14 protein-coding genes are annotated in these 15,999 nt (G+C 62.3%); 2 read left to right on the forward strand and 12 right to left on the reverse strand.

Annotated features, from left to right (window positions below):
* Both C7I87_RS31635 and C7I87_RS31640 read left to right on the forward strand, forming a co-directional pair.
* Positions 1–361, forward strand: a 361-nt coding sequence (locus C7I87_RS31635) for a Dabb family protein (RefSeq protein ID WP_246696480.1), incomplete at its 5' end; no start/stop codon positions are given.
* Between the two features lie 90 nt (positions 362–451).
* A complete protein-coding gene (locus tag C7I87_RS31640) occupies positions 452–1,669 on the forward strand; it encodes an MFS transporter (RefSeq protein ID WP_188394073.1) in 1,218 nt (405 codons plus the stop codon).
* Positions 1,670–1,676: 7 nt separating this feature from the next.
* Here C7I87_RS31640 and C7I87_RS31645 read toward each other — a convergent pair whose 3' ends face one another.
* The 12 genes from C7I87_RS31645 to C7I87_RS31700 form a co-directional block, all read right to left on the reverse strand.
* Positions 1,677–2,522, reverse strand: a complete 846-nt coding sequence (locus C7I87_RS31645; RefSeq protein ID WP_149907895.1) for an EamA family transporter — start codon at positions 2,520–2,522, stop codon at positions 1,677–1,679.
* A gap of 7 nt (positions 2,523–2,529) precedes the next feature.
* The gene (locus C7I87_RS31650) at positions 2,530–3,438 is read right to left on the reverse strand and encodes an endonuclease/exonuclease/phosphatase family protein (RefSeq protein ID WP_149907896.1); all 909 of its coding nucleotides are present in this window, start codon (positions 3,436–3,438) and stop codon (positions 2,530–2,532) included.
* Positions 3,439–3,548: 110 nt separating this feature from the next.
* The gene (locus C7I87_RS31655) at positions 3,549–5,102 is read right to left on the reverse strand and encodes a cation:proton antiporter (RefSeq protein ID WP_149907897.1); all 1,554 of its coding nucleotides are present in this window, start codon (positions 5,100–5,102) and stop codon (positions 3,549–3,551) included.
* Between the two features lie 137 nt (positions 5,103–5,239).
* Positions 5,240–6,304: an ABC transporter ATP-binding protein gene (locus C7I87_RS31660; protein ID WP_149907898.1), complete on the reverse strand. Its 1,065-nt coding sequence runs from the start codon at positions 6,302–6,304 to the stop codon at positions 5,240–5,242.
* Between the two features lie 16 nt (positions 6,305–6,320).
* Positions 6,321–7,112 carry an ABC transporter permease gene (locus C7I87_RS31665; RefSeq protein WP_149907899.1) on the reverse strand — a complete coding sequence of 264 codons (792 nt, stop codon included), beginning with the start codon at positions 7,110–7,112 and terminating at the stop codon, positions 6,321–6,323.
* Entirely contained in the window at positions 7,109–8,026 is a 918-nt protein-coding gene (locus C7I87_RS31670) for an ABC transporter permease (RefSeq protein WP_149907900.1), read from the reverse strand. The genes C7I87_RS31665 and C7I87_RS31670 overlap by 4 nt, the downstream gene beginning before the upstream one ends.
* Before the next feature lie 64 nt (positions 8,027–8,090).
* Entirely contained in the window at positions 8,091–9,197 is a 1,107-nt protein-coding gene (locus C7I87_RS31675) for an ABC transporter substrate-binding protein (protein ID WP_149907901.1), read from the reverse strand.
* Positions 9,198–9,441: 244 nt separating this feature from the next.
* Positions 9,442–10,614 (reverse strand): iron-containing alcohol dehydrogenase, encoded by a 1,173-nt coding sequence (locus tag C7I87_RS31680; protein WP_149907902.1) that lies wholly within the window; start codon positions 10,612–10,614, stop codon positions 9,442–9,444.
* 17 nt (positions 10,615–10,631) lie between these two features.
* A complete protein-coding gene (locus C7I87_RS31685; RefSeq protein ID WP_149907903.1) occupies positions 10,632–12,020 on the reverse strand; it encodes an aldehyde dehydrogenase family protein in 1,389 nt (462 codons plus the stop codon).
* Positions 12,021–12,102: 82 nt separating this feature from the next.
* Complete coding sequence (locus C7I87_RS31690) at positions 12,103–13,473, reverse strand: glutamine synthetase family protein (RefSeq protein ID WP_149907904.1); 1,371 nt, start codon at positions 13,471–13,473, stop codon at positions 12,103–12,105.
* Positions 13,474–13,569: 96 nt separating this feature from the next.
* Positions 13,570–15,111 (reverse strand): amino acid permease, encoded by a 1,542-nt coding sequence (locus tag C7I87_RS31695; RefSeq protein ID WP_149907905.1) that lies wholly within the window; start codon positions 15,109–15,111, stop codon positions 13,570–13,572.
* A 22-nt stretch (positions 15,112–15,133) separates the two neighbouring features.
* On the reverse strand, positions 15,134–15,952 hold the full coding sequence (locus C7I87_RS31700) for an N-formylglutamate amidohydrolase (protein WP_149907906.1): 819 nt from the start codon (positions 15,950–15,952) through the stop codon (positions 15,134–15,136).
* Between the last annotated feature and the right edge of the window lie 47 nt (positions 15,953–15,999).

Here is a 15,999-nt window from a genome sequence, read left to right on the forward strand (position 1 = left end):
CGCTCCAGCAAATGCCGGGATTAAACATCTAGAGGGCAAGAAAATGATCAGGCACTGTGTCTTCGCTAGATTTCGTAGCGATGTGTCCCCGACCGAGCGTACGGCCATCCACGCCGACCTCGAGGCTTTGCGCTCCGTCATCGATGGCATGGATACCGTCCACTTCAGCGCCAATGTCAGTCCTGAGCCTTTCGCGCGGGGTCTCACCCATGGCTTCACCATCGATTTCCGCGATATCGCGGCGCGCGACGCTTATCTTGTGCATGAGGCGCATCAGCGCGCAGGCGCCCGGCTGGTCGCGGCCCTCGAAGGCGGCACGGACGGATTGATGGTCTTCGATCTCGACCTTACGAAAAAGTGACCGCCGGCCTTTCGAAAGCCGGCTGATTGCTGTTCTCTTTTGCCGACAAGGCGACATATCGTTCCTTTGGGGGATACAAAGGAGGACGCCTTGAATCTCACCGCCGAGCAGAAGAAAACCGTTCTGGCCTCATTTCTGGGCTGGACGCTCGATGCTTTTGATTTCTTCCTTCTGACATTTCTGCTCACCGACATTGCGGCTGAATTCCAGACCGATGTCCCCGCGGTGTCGAAGGCACTGTTCCTGACGTTGGCGACGCGTTTCATCGGGGCGTTCTTCTTTGGCATGCTTGCCGACAAATACGGTCGTAAGCCGATCCTGATGCTCAACATCGTCAGCTACTCGGTGATCGGGGCGCTGGCCGCCTTCTCGCCCAATCTCGGCGTCTTCCTGGCGCTGCGGGCCCTGTTCGGCATCGCCATGGGCGGCGAATGGGGGCTCGGCAGTTCGCTCGCCATGGAGTCCATTCCGCCGAGCGCCCGCGGCATGGTCTCGGGCATCCTGCAATGCGGCTATCCGGCCGGCTACCTCCTGGCCGCGGTGGTCTACGGCCTGCTCTACCAGCAGACGATCGGCAGCTACACGGTCGGCTGGCGTGCCATGTTCCTGCTCTCCTTCGTTCCGGCGCTGATGGTGCTGTTCATCCGCTCGCATGTGCCGGAATCTCCTGCCTTCGTCGAGGCACAGAAAACCGCTCGACCGGGGATGCTGGAGACCTTGCAGAAGCACTGGGGCGTTGCTGTCTACGCTGTCGTGCTGATGATGTTCTTCAACTTCTTCAGCCATGGTACGCAGGACCTCTACCCGACCTTCCTGAAGAAGCAGCATGGCTTTGATCCGCATACGGTGAGCTGGATCACCATCGTCGCCAATATCGGCGCCATTGTCGGCGGCCTGACCTTCGGCGCGCTGTCGGAGAAGATCGGCCGCATCAATGCCATCACTTTGGCCTGCATCATCGCCCTGCCGGCGATCCCGCTATGGGCCTACAGCTCAACACCCTTCATGCTGGCCATCGGCGCCTTCATCATGCAGGTCGCGGTCCAGGGTGCCTGGGGCGTCATCCCCGTTCACCTCAATGAGCTTTCGCCCGGCGCGGTGCGCGCCACCTTGCCCGGCTTCATCTACCAGGCCGGCAATCTCGCCGCGTCCTATGGCGGTCCGTATCAGGCGGGTATCGCTGAAGCGCCCGGCGGCAGCTACGGCTACGCGCTGGCGCTGTTTGCCGGCGTGGTCGCTGTTTGCATCATCGTCGTCATCCGCTTCAGTCCGGAGCGGCGAGGTCAGGTGATGACCGTTCTGGGTTGAGCAGGGCTCACCCCAGCCGAAGTGCGACAACCCCAGCGACAATGCTGAGCGCGGCGGCGCCGCGCCAGCCCGTCATCTTCTCGCCGAGCGCGTAAACCGAGATCATCATGGCAAACAGGATCGAGGTCTCGCGCAGTGACGCAACCGAGGCGATCGGCGCCTTGGTCATCGCCCACATCACGATCCAGTAGGCGGCGCCGGAAAGCACGCCGGTGAACAACCCGGTCTTCCAGTCGCGCGCCAACACCGGAAGCGCCTTGGGCCCTCGGAAAATGAGGCACAGCACCAGCGCCCCAAACGCATCGCAGATGAACAGCCAGGCGGCATAGCTTTGCGCGGTTGCCGCCAGCCGCGCGCCGCTGCCGTCGGACAGCGTGTAGCTGGCGATGAACACCGAGGTGCCGAAGGCGAAGCCGACCGCGCGCAGGTTGAGTTTCTCCAGATGCGCGCCACCGCGAAACGACATCACCAGCGTGCCGGCCGACAACAGCAGGATGCCGACAATGGCGAGTGGCGCCGGAACCTCGGCGACCATGAATATGCCGCCGAGCGCTGCCAGCAAGGGTGCCGTACCGCGCGCCAGCGGATAGGTCTGGGCGAAATCGCCGGCCTGGTAAGCGCCGATCAGGAAGGTGCGGTAGCCCATGTGGAAGATCACCGAGGCGATGATGTAGGGCCAGACTTCCGCCTTGGGCACCTCGACGAAAGGCAGCACCACAAGGCCCGCGACCCCCATACCCAATGTCATCAGCGTGATCGACAGAAAGCGATCGAGATGGACCTTGACCAGCGCGTTCCAGATCGCGTGCATGGCGGCCGCGGCAAGCACCGCGAAGAAGACGAAAAGCGTCATATGGTGCTCATCGACCTCCCGAGCCGAAGGGCGTTTCGAGATCGATGTCGACCCGGACGGGGAAGTGATCGGACGCAACCTCGCCGATATCGGCGCTGACCGAGCGCACACGCCCGGAGAACATGCCGCCGACAAAGCAATGGTCAAGCCGGCGCTTTGCCAGTCTGCCGTCGATGATCTTCTCATGCGTATGGAAATCACCAGCCGGTTCAACCGCCACGGCGGCGGCATCGACGAGGCCATCCATATAGGCTGCCCCACGATGATAAGGCGTGCTGCCGACGATACGGCGATATTCGGCGCTGCCAGGCTCCATGTTGAAATCGCCCAGCCAGATCGCCGCCGGGGGGTTTTCCGGCTCGGCTTCTCCGTGTGTCCAGTTGCGCGAAGGTTCGTCGTCCGCGCCGCTCCACGGGCCGCCTTCCGACGGCGCCCGGCGATGCTCGGCCAGGAGATAGTCGATCTGCTCCAGCCGCTCTTCCGCAGCGATGTGCGCGAGATGCAGCGAAAGCACCCTGACCGGTCCGGCCGGTGTGCGGATCATGCATTCGAGCGCGGCGTTGCGGGTGTTGAGCGGACGCAGTGTGCGGCGCATCGGCAGCGCGTGCAGCCGTGACCAGACGATTGGCAGCTTCGACAGGACCATGGTGCCGAATTGCCGGCGGCGGTTGGTCAGATGGCCGTCCAGCCATTCGCTGGCATCCATGTCGAAGGCCGGGCCATAGACCCAGTGATAGTCCGGCAGCAGTTGGGAAAGCAGCCGTGGCTGGTCGTCGAAATTGCTGCGCTGCCAGTGCCGTTCCACCTCCTGCAAGGCGATGATGTCGGCGCCGGCAATGATGCGCGCGGCGCGCGAAAGATCGTAGCGTCCGTCGCTGCCGAACCCGTACTGGATGTTGTAGCTGACCAGCTTCATTGCTTATCCGGCTCACTTCTCGGCGTTGGCAGTAACGGTTCGGTCGATTGCTTGCAATGTGCAGAAAGACGGACGGGGCTTGGGCCAGCAGGGCGGCGCTCGAGACGCTGCTAGTCGGTGGTCAGCGGCTGGAACCGGCCGGCGGGCGACGCCGCCAATTCCGCCCAGTCGATCTCTTCCTCCAGCCGGTGATAGGCTTCATCGCCGATCGTGCCGTTGCTGCGCAGTTCCTCCAGCGTGTCGCGCTGGCGGTTGATGGCGTAGAGCCGCAGCCTGTCGTATTCGGTCGCCGCCTGCGCGTCCTCCGGATTTTCCGCGACCACGCGCTGAGCCTCGTACTGCTCGCGCACGACAGCCGCCGCAGCCGACGTCTTGCGGCTCAACACGTCAAGGGCGGCCTGCATGATGGCAACGCGCGCCTGAGCCACTTCGCGATCGACGCTGGTGTCCCGTTCGAAGTTGAGTATCCGCAGCAAGGGCTTCAAGGTCATGCCTTGCAACACAAGTGTGCCCAGAACCACCGCGAAGGCGGCAAGCACGATCGGATCGCGGCCGGGAAAGCCGGCCGGCAAGGCAATGGCCACCACCAGTGTCACCAGCCCCCGCATGCCACACCAGCCGACGAGCACGGCGCCGCGAAATGTCGGCGCTTCTCGCAGTCCGTCTTCGCCGCCGAAGCGGGCGAACCATCGTATGATCGCGACGTAACTCGCCACCCAGACGAGACGTGCCACAATGACGACGGCCAGCACGGTTGCGGCGAACAGAAATGCTTCGCCCTGCCCGTCACCGGAAAGCCTGCCGACGATCGACCGGGCCTGCAGGCCCATCAACACAAAGGCCAGCACGTTGAGCACGAACACCGCCGACTCCCAGACCGAATAGGTGCTGACGCGACGTCTCGCCGACATGCGGCGCGGAGCCCTGCGTGCAATGGTGATGGCATAGACGACAATGGTGATGATGGCGGAAAGGCCAAGCCTGTCGGCGAGGATCCACACCCCGAATGTCCCGGCGAACTGTACCACGGTGCTGCTCGCCGCATCCTCGATCCGGGTGAGTGTCAGCAGCGAGAAGCGGCCAAACACATAACCCGCTACCAAGCTGCCTATGGTTGACAGCAAGATCGTCGGAACGGCGTTGCTCAGCATGATCGAGCCGAGCGCTGCCGAAACCGCCAGCCGGTAGATCAGCAGCGCTGTCGCATCGTTGAGCAGGCTCTCGCCCTGCAGGATGGCGGTGATGCGGTGCGGCACCTTGAACTGCCCGAGCACGACCGATGCCGCCACCGCATCTGGCGGCGCGACGATGGCGCCAAGTGCGATCGCCGCCGCGATCGGCAGGCCGGCCATCTTCCAGCCGACGAAGGCAACCACGACAGTGGTGAAGACCACGGCGCCGAGCGCCAGCAGTACCAGCGACAGACGGTAGCGCTTCAGGTCGCGCAGCGACGTGTCATAAGCGGCATCGAGAAGCACCGGCGCGATGAACAGCGCCAGCGCCAGTTCCGGATCGATCTCGATCGTCGGGGCCCCTGGCACGAAGGCAATCCCGACCCCGGCGAGCGCCAGCAGGGACGGGTAGGGAATCTCCAGCTGCCGCGACAGCGCCGTCAACGCCACGGCGATCAGCAGCAGAACGAGCGTCAGTTCGAAAAGGGCCATGCTCTATCGTAGCCGCCGAACGAAGTGATTGGCAGTGCCAAAGTCATGGCTGTGGCGCGGGTCGTGCCGCCACGGACACCATGAGAAATCCCGATGGCTGGAGCACCGTTTGGAAGCGCCCTCCGACTGCGGACTACCTAATGCAGCACCAGCATATCGCTCGACGAGAACGAAATCTCGGCCTTCTCGCCGACAGCGGGCGGCGGGGTGGCGGAGTTGTTGAACGTGTCGAGCGACACCGTGTTGCCGCCGATGCCGACGCGGACCCGGATCACCGAGCCGAGGAAATGCACTTCGGAAATCTCCCCGGTCAGGCTGGAGTCGCGGCCGGGCTGGCGGCCGAGTGAAATCGCCTCGGGCCGCAGCGCCAGCGACAGCATGTCACCGGACTTCGAGCCGTTGAGCTTGCCCTTCAGCTCGACTTCCTGCGTGTTGACCTGCACCTTGCCGGACGCGGCGTCGGTGACCTTGCCTTCGAGTACGTTGAGCGTGCCGACGAAATTGGCCACGAACTTGGTCGCCGGCCGGTTGTAGATCTCGAACGGCGTCGCGACCTGCTCGGCCTTGCCGCCATACATGACTGCGATGCGGTCCGAGATCGACAGCGCCTCTTCCTGGTCATGGGTGACGAAGATGGTGGTGATGCCGAGCTTCTTCTGGATCGAGCGGATTTCCTCGCGCAACGACACGCGCACCTTGGCGTCGAGCGCCGACAGCGGCTCGTCGAGCAGCAGCAGCTTCGGCTTCGGCGCGATCGCGCGCGCCAGCGCGATGCGCTGCTGCTGGCCGCCGGAAAGCTGGTAGGGATAGCGGTCCGCCATCTGCGGCAGCCTGATCATGTCGAGCATCTCGGCGACGCGCTTGTCGGCATCGGCCTTCGGCATGCCGGCAACCTTTAACCCGAAAGCGATGTTCTGTGCCACGGTGAGGTTGGGGAACAGCGCATAGGCCTGGAACACCATGCCTACATTGCGCTGGTTGGGCTTCAGCCGCGTAATGTCCTTGCCGGCGACGACGATCTTGCCGGCCGACGGCTCCTCGAAGCCGGCGACCATGCGCAGCACCGTGGTCTTGCCGCAACCGGAGGGTCCGAGGAACGAGACGAACTCGCCGGGCTCGACGTCGAGGCTGAAATCCTGCACCACGGTGTTGGAACCGTAGGACTTTCGCACATGCTGGATGGACAGGAACGGCTCGGCCATGGCTTTTTCTCTCAGGTCAATTCGGGCGGTTCGCCGATTTGGGCGCGAAGCGGGACAGGATCTGGATGAGTGACATGCAGCCCCAGGTAATGGCGAAGGCGATGATGGCAAGGGCCGCCGGCTCATAGGCGCGGTTGGCGCCGATATTCTGCAAATACGGGCCAAAGGCAGGCCGGTTGAGCAGGCTGGCCATGGTGAACTCACCGATGACGATGGCGAAGGTGAGGAAGGCGCCCGACAGCACGGCGATCAGCACATTGGGCAGGATGACCCGGCCAATGATCGTGCCCCAGCCGGCGCCGAGAATCTGCGCTGCTTCGGTCAATGTCCGCACGTCGATGGTGCGCAGCCCGGTATCGACGGCGCGATACATGTAAGGCAGGGCCAGCGTCGCATAACCGATCACCAGCAAGGCATTGGCACCCATGTTGCTGCCCAGGAACGGCAGCGGCGAATTGGAGCCGTACATCCTGATATAGCCGAAGACGATGACGATGGCCGGAATGACCAGCGGCAACAGCGTGATGAATTCGACGATCGGCCGGAGCTGCGGCAGGCGCAGCCGGATCCAGTATGCCGCCGGCACCACGATCAGCACGCCGAGGATGATGGTGAAGACGGCCGCGATCACCGAATACAGGAAGGTCGACTGGAAGCGCGCGTCGCCCAGCACGATCTGGTAGGCGTCGAAGGAGTGTACGCCGCGCCGCATGCGCAGCGAGAACTCTACAGTCGCCATCAGCGGAATGAAGAAATAGGCCGCGCCGACAATGAAGACGACCCAGGCCCAGAATTTGCCCGACTTCATTTGAGCCACCTTTCGGACCGGGTCCGGAACCAGATGTAGAAGACGTTGGCCAAACCCGTGATGACGATCATGCCGAAGGCGATGGCATAGCCAAGTTGCGGATTGTGCAGTACGTCGCCATTGATCTGCGAATAGAGCTTGATGGGAACGATGTTGAGCGCCGGACCGGCAAACGCATAAGCCGTGGCGATGGCGCCGAAGGAATTGGCGAACAACAGGATGACGGTACCAAGGAAGCTCGGCCACAAGACCGGAATGACCACCATGCGCCAATACTGCGACTGGGTGGCCCCGAGCGTGGCGGCGGCCTCGCCCCATTCCTTCTTCAATCCGTCGATTGCCGGCACGATGATGACCACCATCAGCGGAATCTGGAAGAACAGGTAGACCGCGATCAGGCCTGATGTCGTGAGAAAATTGAAGCCCATCGCGTAGATGTTGACATTGAGAACATCACGCAGAAGCGTTGTGACGATGCCGACGCGGCCGAGGGTCGCCAGGAAGGCGAAGGCCAGCGGCAAGCCGGCGAAATTCGAGGCGACGCCCGAGAAAGTCAGGGTCGCCGAGCGGGTCCAATTCGGAAGGCCGCCGCGCACGATGGCGATGGCGATCGCCAGCCCGGCAAAGGCCCCGATGATGGCCGACCAGAAACTGATCTTGATCGAAACCCAGTAGGAAGCGCTGATCGAGGGATCGCTGACCAGTTGCAGGATGTTGTCCAGCGTCAGCTGACCATCGCCAGTCTGGAAAGCGCCCAGCACGAGATAGATCGTGGGCAGGATCAGGAACATCAGGACGAAGATGAAGAAAGGCGCCACGCCAACCCATTGCATCGGAAAGCGGAAAGTGGTCGCCTCGTTCGGCGGCGCTGGCTTGGTGGCAACAGCCTGATTTGAAAGCGTAAGATCGGTCATGCGCCGGCTACCGTCTTCGAGGGAAAACCGGGCGGCCTCGCGACCGCCCGGTGGATTTCAACTCTTACTTGACGTTGGCGCCGACAACGGCGTCCCAGTTCTTGCTGATGGCTTCCTTGGCCTTGCCCTGCTCGTCGAGCGATGGGAAAGCAGCCGAGGCATAGGACTCAGCCGGCGGCAGCTTAGCCAGCACGTCCGCCGGGATCTTGCCGTTCTTGGCGAGATCGTTGAAGCGGATCGGGTGGCAATAGCCCTTGAGCCAGCCGATCTGGCCTTCGTCGGAATAGAGGTATTCCATCCACAGCTTGGCCGCGTTCGGATGCGGCGCGTAAGCGCTGATCGCCTGCACGTAGACACCGGCGACAACGCCGCTCTTCGGCACCACGACGTCGACGGGCGGGTTGCCCTTCAGCGTGTCGCGGCCGGCAAGCGCGTTGTAATCCCAATTGATCAGGATCGGGGTCTGGCCCTGTGCGAGCGTGGCAGGCTTGCCGACGACCGGGACGAAATTGCCGGCGGCGTTGAGCTTCTTGAAGAAGTCGAGACCGGCCTTGCCGGCGGCTTCACCAGCGGCGGCCCCGGTCGACAGACCAGAGGCATACACCGCCTGGATGGCCTGGTTCGAAGCGCGCGGGTCACCGGCGACGGCGACCGCGTTGGCGAATTCCGGCTTCAGGAGATCGGCCCAGTCCTTCGGCGATTCCTTGATCAGGTCCTTGTTGACCATGAACGACAGCACGCCGTAATAGTCGCCGTACCAGGCGCCGTCGGCATCCTTGGCGCTGTCCGGGATCGAATCCCAGGTCGACACCTTATAAGGCATCAACAGGCCATCGGCCTTGGCGGTCGGGCCGAAGGACAGGCCGACGTCGATGACGTCAGGAGCCTGCGGGCCCTTGTTGTCCTTGTTGGCCTTGATCGCCTCGACTTCATCGCCGGAACCGGCGTCGGGGTTGAGTTCGTTGACAGTGATTTCCGGATATTTCGCCTTGAAGCCGGCGATGACGTCCCCATAACCACACCAGTCATGCGGCAAAGCGATGGTGGTGAGCTGGCCTTCAGCCTTCGCGGCCTTGACGAGATCGTCCATCGAAGCAGCGGACGAAATCACCGACGACACCATCAGGGTCGCGGCCGAAAGGGAAAGCACCTTCCCCGTGAATTTGAACATGTGTTCTCTCCGTTGAACTGGCGCCGTTGGACGCCTGCGATGCGGTATCGTTTTCGTGTGACAGCCAGATGAAAGCTTTGTGAAACCGGCCGCCAGCAGCACGAAAAGTTAACTCTTTTTAACCGGCTGTAGCAATTAGCCACCACTTAATTTTCCGGCTAATCATTAATCCGCCCTTATATTGCCCCTTCCCCTTTCCTTTCCCCTCGTTTTCCCGATCAACTTCCGCACCGCGGAACCGGCCTCAGACCGTCCCGGCGATGGCGTTTTCGAGCAACATCAGCGCCGCCTTCTTGGTCAGCTTGACCGGGTTGGCGCCGGCCGTCGGATCGACCACCGCCATGTCGGCGATCAGCGCCTTGCGCTTCTTGTCCATGTCGAGGCCCTTGATCAGTCCCGGTAGCGCGTGCGGCACCTTCAGGTCCTTGCGCAGCTTGATGATCGCCTTGGCAAAGCCGTCGAAGCCGCCCTTGATGCCGCAATAGGCCGCGAGGCGAGCGATACGATCCTCGATCGCCTCGCGATTGAAGGCCAGCACGTAAGGCATGAACACGGCGTTGGTCATGCCATGATGGGTGTCGTAGAGCGCGCCGATCGGGTGCGAAAGCGCGTGAATGGCGCCCAGCCCCTTCTGGAAGGCGGCCGCACCCATGGCGGCAGCGCTCATCATGTGGGCGCGCGCGACGAGATCCCCACCGTTGGCATAAGCCTTCGGCAGGTTCTCGAACACCAGGCGCACGCCTTCCACGGCAATGCCGTCGGCCATCGGATGATAGCCAGGCGTACAATAAGCTTCTAGACAATGGGCAAGCGCGTCCATGCCGGTGCCGGCGGTGATGAAGCCCGGCATGCCGACGGACAGTTCCGGATCTGCAATGACGATCGCCGGCAAAAGTTTCGGGTGGAAGATGATCTTCTTGGTGTGGGTCGCCTCGTTGGTGATGACACCGGCGCGGCCGACCTCCGAGCCGGTGCCGGCCGTGGTCGGCACCGCGATGATCGGCGCGATGGCATCGGAGTTGGCGCGCGTCCACCAGTCGCCGACATCCTCGAAATCCCAGACCGGCCGCGTTTGACCGGCCTGGAAGGCGATCAGCTTGCCGAGGTCGAGCGCCGAGCCGCCGCCGAAAGCGATGACGCCGTCATGCTTGCCCTTCTTGAACACGGCGATGCCGGCGGTGAGGTTGGAGTCCACCGGGTTCGGCTTCACCTCGGAGAACACGCCATAGGGTACCTTGGCCTCGTCGAGAATCCTGAGCGTCGAGGCCACGACCGGCAGTTTCGCCAATCCCGGATCGGTCACGAAAAGCGGCCGCTTGATGCCGGTGGCCGCGAGCACCTCCGGCAATTCCTTGATGCGCCCGGCACCGAAGCGGACGGTGGTGGGGTAGTTCCATTTGGAGATGAGCTTGGGCATTTTTTGTCTTTCGAAAATTAGATGGCTTCACGCAGGTGGAATGACTTCGGCCTCGTTAGATTGTCGTAGCCGATGGCCGACAGCCCGGCACCCTTGCCGGTATCCTTGACGCCGGTCCAGACCAGCGCGGGATCGAGATAGTCGCAGCGGTTCATGAACACCGTGCCGGTCTCGACGCGGTTTCCGATCGCTACCGCATGCTCGGTGTCGCGCGTCCAGATCGAGGCGGTCAGCCCGTAAGCGCTGTCGTTCATCAAAGCGATCGCCTCCTCGTCGTTGCGCACCTTCATGATGCCGACGATCGGGCCAAAGCTTTCCTCGCGCATGACGCTCATCTGGTGGTCGACTTGCGTCAACACCTCCGGCGCCAGATAGGGCGAGCCGTCCTTGTCGTCGGCCACCTTCATGTTGATGTGCGCCACCGCACCCTTGCGCAGCGCCTCGGCCTTCTGCTCGCGGATCAGGTCGGCGAAACGCGCCTGCGCCATCGGCCCCATCGTCGTCGCCTGCTCCAGTGGATTGCCGACGACATAGTTCTTCGTCTCGGCGATGAAGCCCTCGACGAACTCGTCATAGACCTTCTCGTGCACATAGACGCGTTCGATGCCGCAGCAGCATTGGCCTGAATTGTAGAAGGCGCCGTCGACCAGGTTGGCCACCGCGTGGTCCATCTTGGCATCGGGCAGCACATAGGCCGGGTCCTTGCCGCCGAGCTCGAGGCCAAGCGTCATGAAGGTGCCTGCCGCCGCCTTTTCGATGGCGCGGCCGCCGCCGACCGAGCCGGTGAAATTGACATGGTCGATCTTGCCCGAACCCAGCAGTTTCTCGGTCTGGGCGTGATTGAGAACCACATTCTGGAACACGCCTTTGGGCAGGCCGGCCTTGTCGAAGGCTTGGCTGAAGCGCTCTCCGACCAGCAATGTCTGTGCCGCATGTTTCAGGATGACGGCATTGCCGGCCATCAGCGCCGGCACGATGGTGTTGACGGCGGTGAGATAGGGATAATTCCAAGGCGCGATCACCATGACCACGCCGAGCGGATGTTTCTTCACATAGCGGCGGAACCCATCCTTCGGATTGGAGGCCGGCACCGACTTGAGCGCCGCTTCCGCGATCTCAACCATATAGTTGGTGCGTTCCTTGACACCGCCGAACTCGCCGCCATAGCGAACCGGCCGCCCCATCTGCCAGGCGATCTCCGGCACGATCTCGTCGGTCATCGCGACCAGCGCTTCCAGCATCGCCAGCATGTACTTGCCGCGCTCGACGATCGGCGTCTGCGCCCACTTCTCCTGCGCCGCCCTGGCACGCTCGACCGCGGCGTTGATCGCCTGATCCGTCGCGATCGGACGCTCGGCGTAGATCGAGCCGTCGATCGGAGATTTTAACTTGACCGTTTCGGTCATTCCTTCAGTCCTCGCAATTCATGAATCTTGATTGGCGCCGCCGCCATTCAAGCGATGGCCGGAGAGGCAGCGGTGGCTTGGTTTAATATCGCTCGAACCCCCTGTGCAGTTCCCAATCCGTGATGCGGCGGTCGTATTCGAACTGTTCCCACTTTGCCGTGTGCACATAGTGTTCCAGCACATCCTCGCCGAGCGCCTGTTTCAGCATCTTCGATTTGGCCAGTGTCTCGGTGGCATCGCGCAGCGTCTTCGGGATCTCCGGCAGGCGCGACGCCTGATAGGCATCGCCGACGAAGGGCTTCTGCAGCTCGAGCTTTTCATCGATGCCGGCGAGGCCGGCCGCGATCAGCGCAGCGAAAGCCAGATAAGGGTTGAGATCGGCGCCGCCGATGCGGCATTCCATGCGGATGCCCTTGGTACCTTCGCCGCACAGGCGGAAACCGGCGGTACGGTTGTCTTCGCTCCACATGATCTTGGTCGGCGCGAAAGTGCCCGCCTGGAAGCGCTTGTAGGAATTGATGTAGGGCGCCAGGAACCAGGTGAACTCCTTGGCATACTTAAGCTGCCCAGCCGCCCATTGCTGGCCGAGCGTCGACAAAGTCCAATCGGCCTTTTCGTCGAAGAACAGCGGCGTCTTGCCGTCGACGCTCCACAGTGAATTGTGGATGTGGCTGGAATTGCCGGCGAGCCCGTAATTGTATTTGGACATGAAGGAGATCGCCTTGCCTTCGGACTCGGCGATTTCCTTGGCGCCGTTCTTCAGGATGACGTGGCGGTCGGCCATGTCGAGCGCTTCGGCATAGCGCACATTGATCTCTTCCTGACCCGGGCCCCACTCGCCCTTGGAATTCTCGATCGGGATGCCGGCTGCTTCCATCTCGTTGCGAAGCCGGCGCATGACGCCTTCTTCCTTGGTGGTGATGCCGATCTGGTAATCGCCGATATAGGGCGACGCGGTGTCGAGACCTTGCCAGTGCTTCTTGCGGGCGGAATCGTAGGTCTCGTTGAACAGATAGAATTCGAGCTCGGAAGCGAAATAGCCAATATAGCCACGCTCGCTGATCCGCTTGACCTGCTTCTTCAAGATGGCGCGCGGTGAATGCGGCAGGTCGTCATGGGTATGGTGGTCGAGCACGTCGCAGATCACCAGCGCCGTCTTTTCCAGCCAGGGAATACGCCGCAACGTCGCGAGGTCCGGCTTCATGACGAAGTCGCCATAACCCTTCGACCAGCTTGCCGCCTTGTAGCCCGGCACCGGCTCCATATCGATGTCGGCCGCCAGCAGGTAGTTGCAGCCATGTGTTTCGTCATGCGCGGAATCGACGAAGTATTGCGCCAGGAACCGCTTTCCCGCCAATCGGCCCTGCATGTCGACGATACAGGCCAGCACCGTGTCGATCTCGCCATTGGAGACCGCTTTCTTCAACTGATCGAACGAGAAATTTCCGGCCATTCCTTTGGCACTCCAGTGCTTGGTCGTTTCGGGCTTGTCATGTTGAACGGGACTAAAAACCGTGGCGAGCGAACCCGCCACGGTTTGATTGGCTGTTCAGGCGGATTCGCCGACGGCCTTTTCGGCCGCCGCGATGATCGCCCTGCGCTTGGCGATTGCCGCCTCGCCGATGGGCGGCCCCTGGAAGCGGCGATTTTCAACGGCGAACCACAAAACGACGAGCAGAATGATCAATCCAATCGCATAGTTGATCAGGATGTCGAAGGGCGGCTGGATGCCGGCATACATCAACACCAGGACACCAATCACGGTGATGATGGCGAACGGCTTTGACCAGATGCCGAGCCGGAACGGTCCGAATTCGGTCCAGGTTTTTCCTTCCGCCAAAAGTCCGGCCGCTATGGGCATGGCATAGGAGACGTAGAGGAAGAGCGCGCAGCCGGCTGCAAGCGCCGCGAAAGCCGGCGAATAGAGCGTGGCGGCGATCGACAGCACGACACCCAGCCAGATAGCCGGGACAGGCGTGCGCCAGGTCGGCGAAACCTGCTTCCACAAGGACGATCCCGGCAGACCTCCGTCACGCGAGAAGGCGAAGATCATACGCGAGGTCGAAGTGAGGCCGGCCAGCGCGCACAGATAATTCGACAGCACAATGCAGATGCCGAGCAGATCCTTGAGCCAGGTCGGCGCAGGCAGGTTGTTGAAGAGATTGAACCAGGCATTGCCGCCGTCCTTGGCGGTCGCCACGAGGTCGGGGCTCGCGAGGACGAAGGAGACCGCCATGACGAAACCGAAGACGAGAGACCAGAGGACCGCGTGGATCATACCTCTGGGCACCGCAACGCGAGCGTTGTGCGTTTCCTCGGCCGTATGCGCCGAGGCGTCGAAGCCGGTGATCGTGTAAAGCGGGTAGAGAAGGCCGATCAGGAAGGCCACGAGCGCCGTGCGGGCCGTCGGAACATAGCCGCCCCCGAGATCGCCGGTCGTGTTGACGAAGGTGGTCAGTCGCGAAAGGTCGAAACCATGCGCGCCCCAGATCAGGAAAGTCAGCGTCAGCACGACCGCAACGACGAGGATGAGGTAGCCGGAAAAATCGGTCAATCTCGTTGTCGTCTTGATGCCGAGATGATTGAACAGACCTTGGGTGACGGTAATGATCACGACAGCCACGGTCTGCTGCCAGAAGCCCCAGGTCGATGTGTCCCAGCCCAAGATCGGGCCTGCGACGAGCCCTTGAAACAGCAGGTAGACGCCGACATTCACCGAGGCGACCACGAAGATCAGGCCGAGCAGGTTGATCCAGGCCGTGGCCCAGCCCCAGCCGCGACCGCCCAGGATCGACGACCAGTGATAGAGGCCGCCGGCGGTAGGATAGGCCGAGCCGATCTGGCCCAGCGAAGCGGCGACGACAAGGGCGAAGACGCCCCCGATGACCCAGCCGATGGTCGCCTCGAAACCACTGCCGGTGGCCATCGCCAGCGGGAAAGACGTAATGCCGCCCGCCAGGATACAGATAATCGAGAAGGAAATGGCGAAGTTGGAGAAGCCGCTCATGCGGCGAGCCAATTCCTGGGCGTAGCCCATACTGTGAAGGATTTTTGTGTCCTCCGACTTGTCGGAGTGATCAGGTGTTGTCATGTCAGAATTCCCCTGTTGGTTCTTAGCTGGCCGATTGAACTGACTTTCCGACTGCGCTTCGTCGAGAGCCCTTGGCCTCCTCTGGCTCCAGATTCAAAAAAATGCCCGTAAGCAGATCCGCCCATTTCCGCTGCCCGGTTTCGCCGGAGATTTCATCGTTGCGGATTTCGATCATCGCGCAGGGCAGCCCGCGCGAACGCGCATGCTGTTCCAGCGTGAAATAGACGCGGTCGGCAGGCGAATAGGGTTCGTTGACCCCGACCGTAACCCCGGCCAACCGTTTCAGCGCGCCGATCAGCGGCGCCGCCAGCCGACGATCCTCGTCATGGATGATGCCGATATGCCACGGCCGGTTGCGGCCCTTGTAGACCGGCGTGAAGGAGTGGACGGAGACCAACCGGGTCTCCTGCCCGCGCGACAGCCTGTCTTCGACAATGTGGTCGATGGTGCTGTGAAATGGCTGCCATGACAGGGCGACGCGCGCTGCACGCTGTTTCTCGGACAGGCCTGCATTGCCAGGGATGGCCGTGGTTTCGCTGAGCGGCGGCACAAGGTCCGGCGCATCGAGCGGCCGGTTGCAGTCGATGACCAACCTTGAAATGCGGGTTTCGACCAGCGTCGCATCGAGCGCCTGCGCCATGCGGCGGGCGACAGGCAGCGCGCCGGGATCCCAGGCGATGTGGCGCGACAGGTCCTCGGCGGCGAGGCCGAGCGTCCCGAATTCGGCCGGCAGGAAGTTGGAAGCGTGGTCGCAGGTCAGCACGAAAGGGCTTGATCCGCCGGGGTTGGTAACCCCAACGGGATCAGACGATCCAAGGCTGGCGGGCCGCGCTCTCTCCATAGTCCTGCCGTCCCCTGGGAGCGCTGTATCGTATGTTACGTATTTTG

Source organism: Mesorhizobium sp. SARCC-RB16n, assembly GCF_008520305.1.
GTDB lineage: Bacteria > Pseudomonadota > Alphaproteobacteria > Rhizobiales > Rhizobiaceae > Mesorhizobium.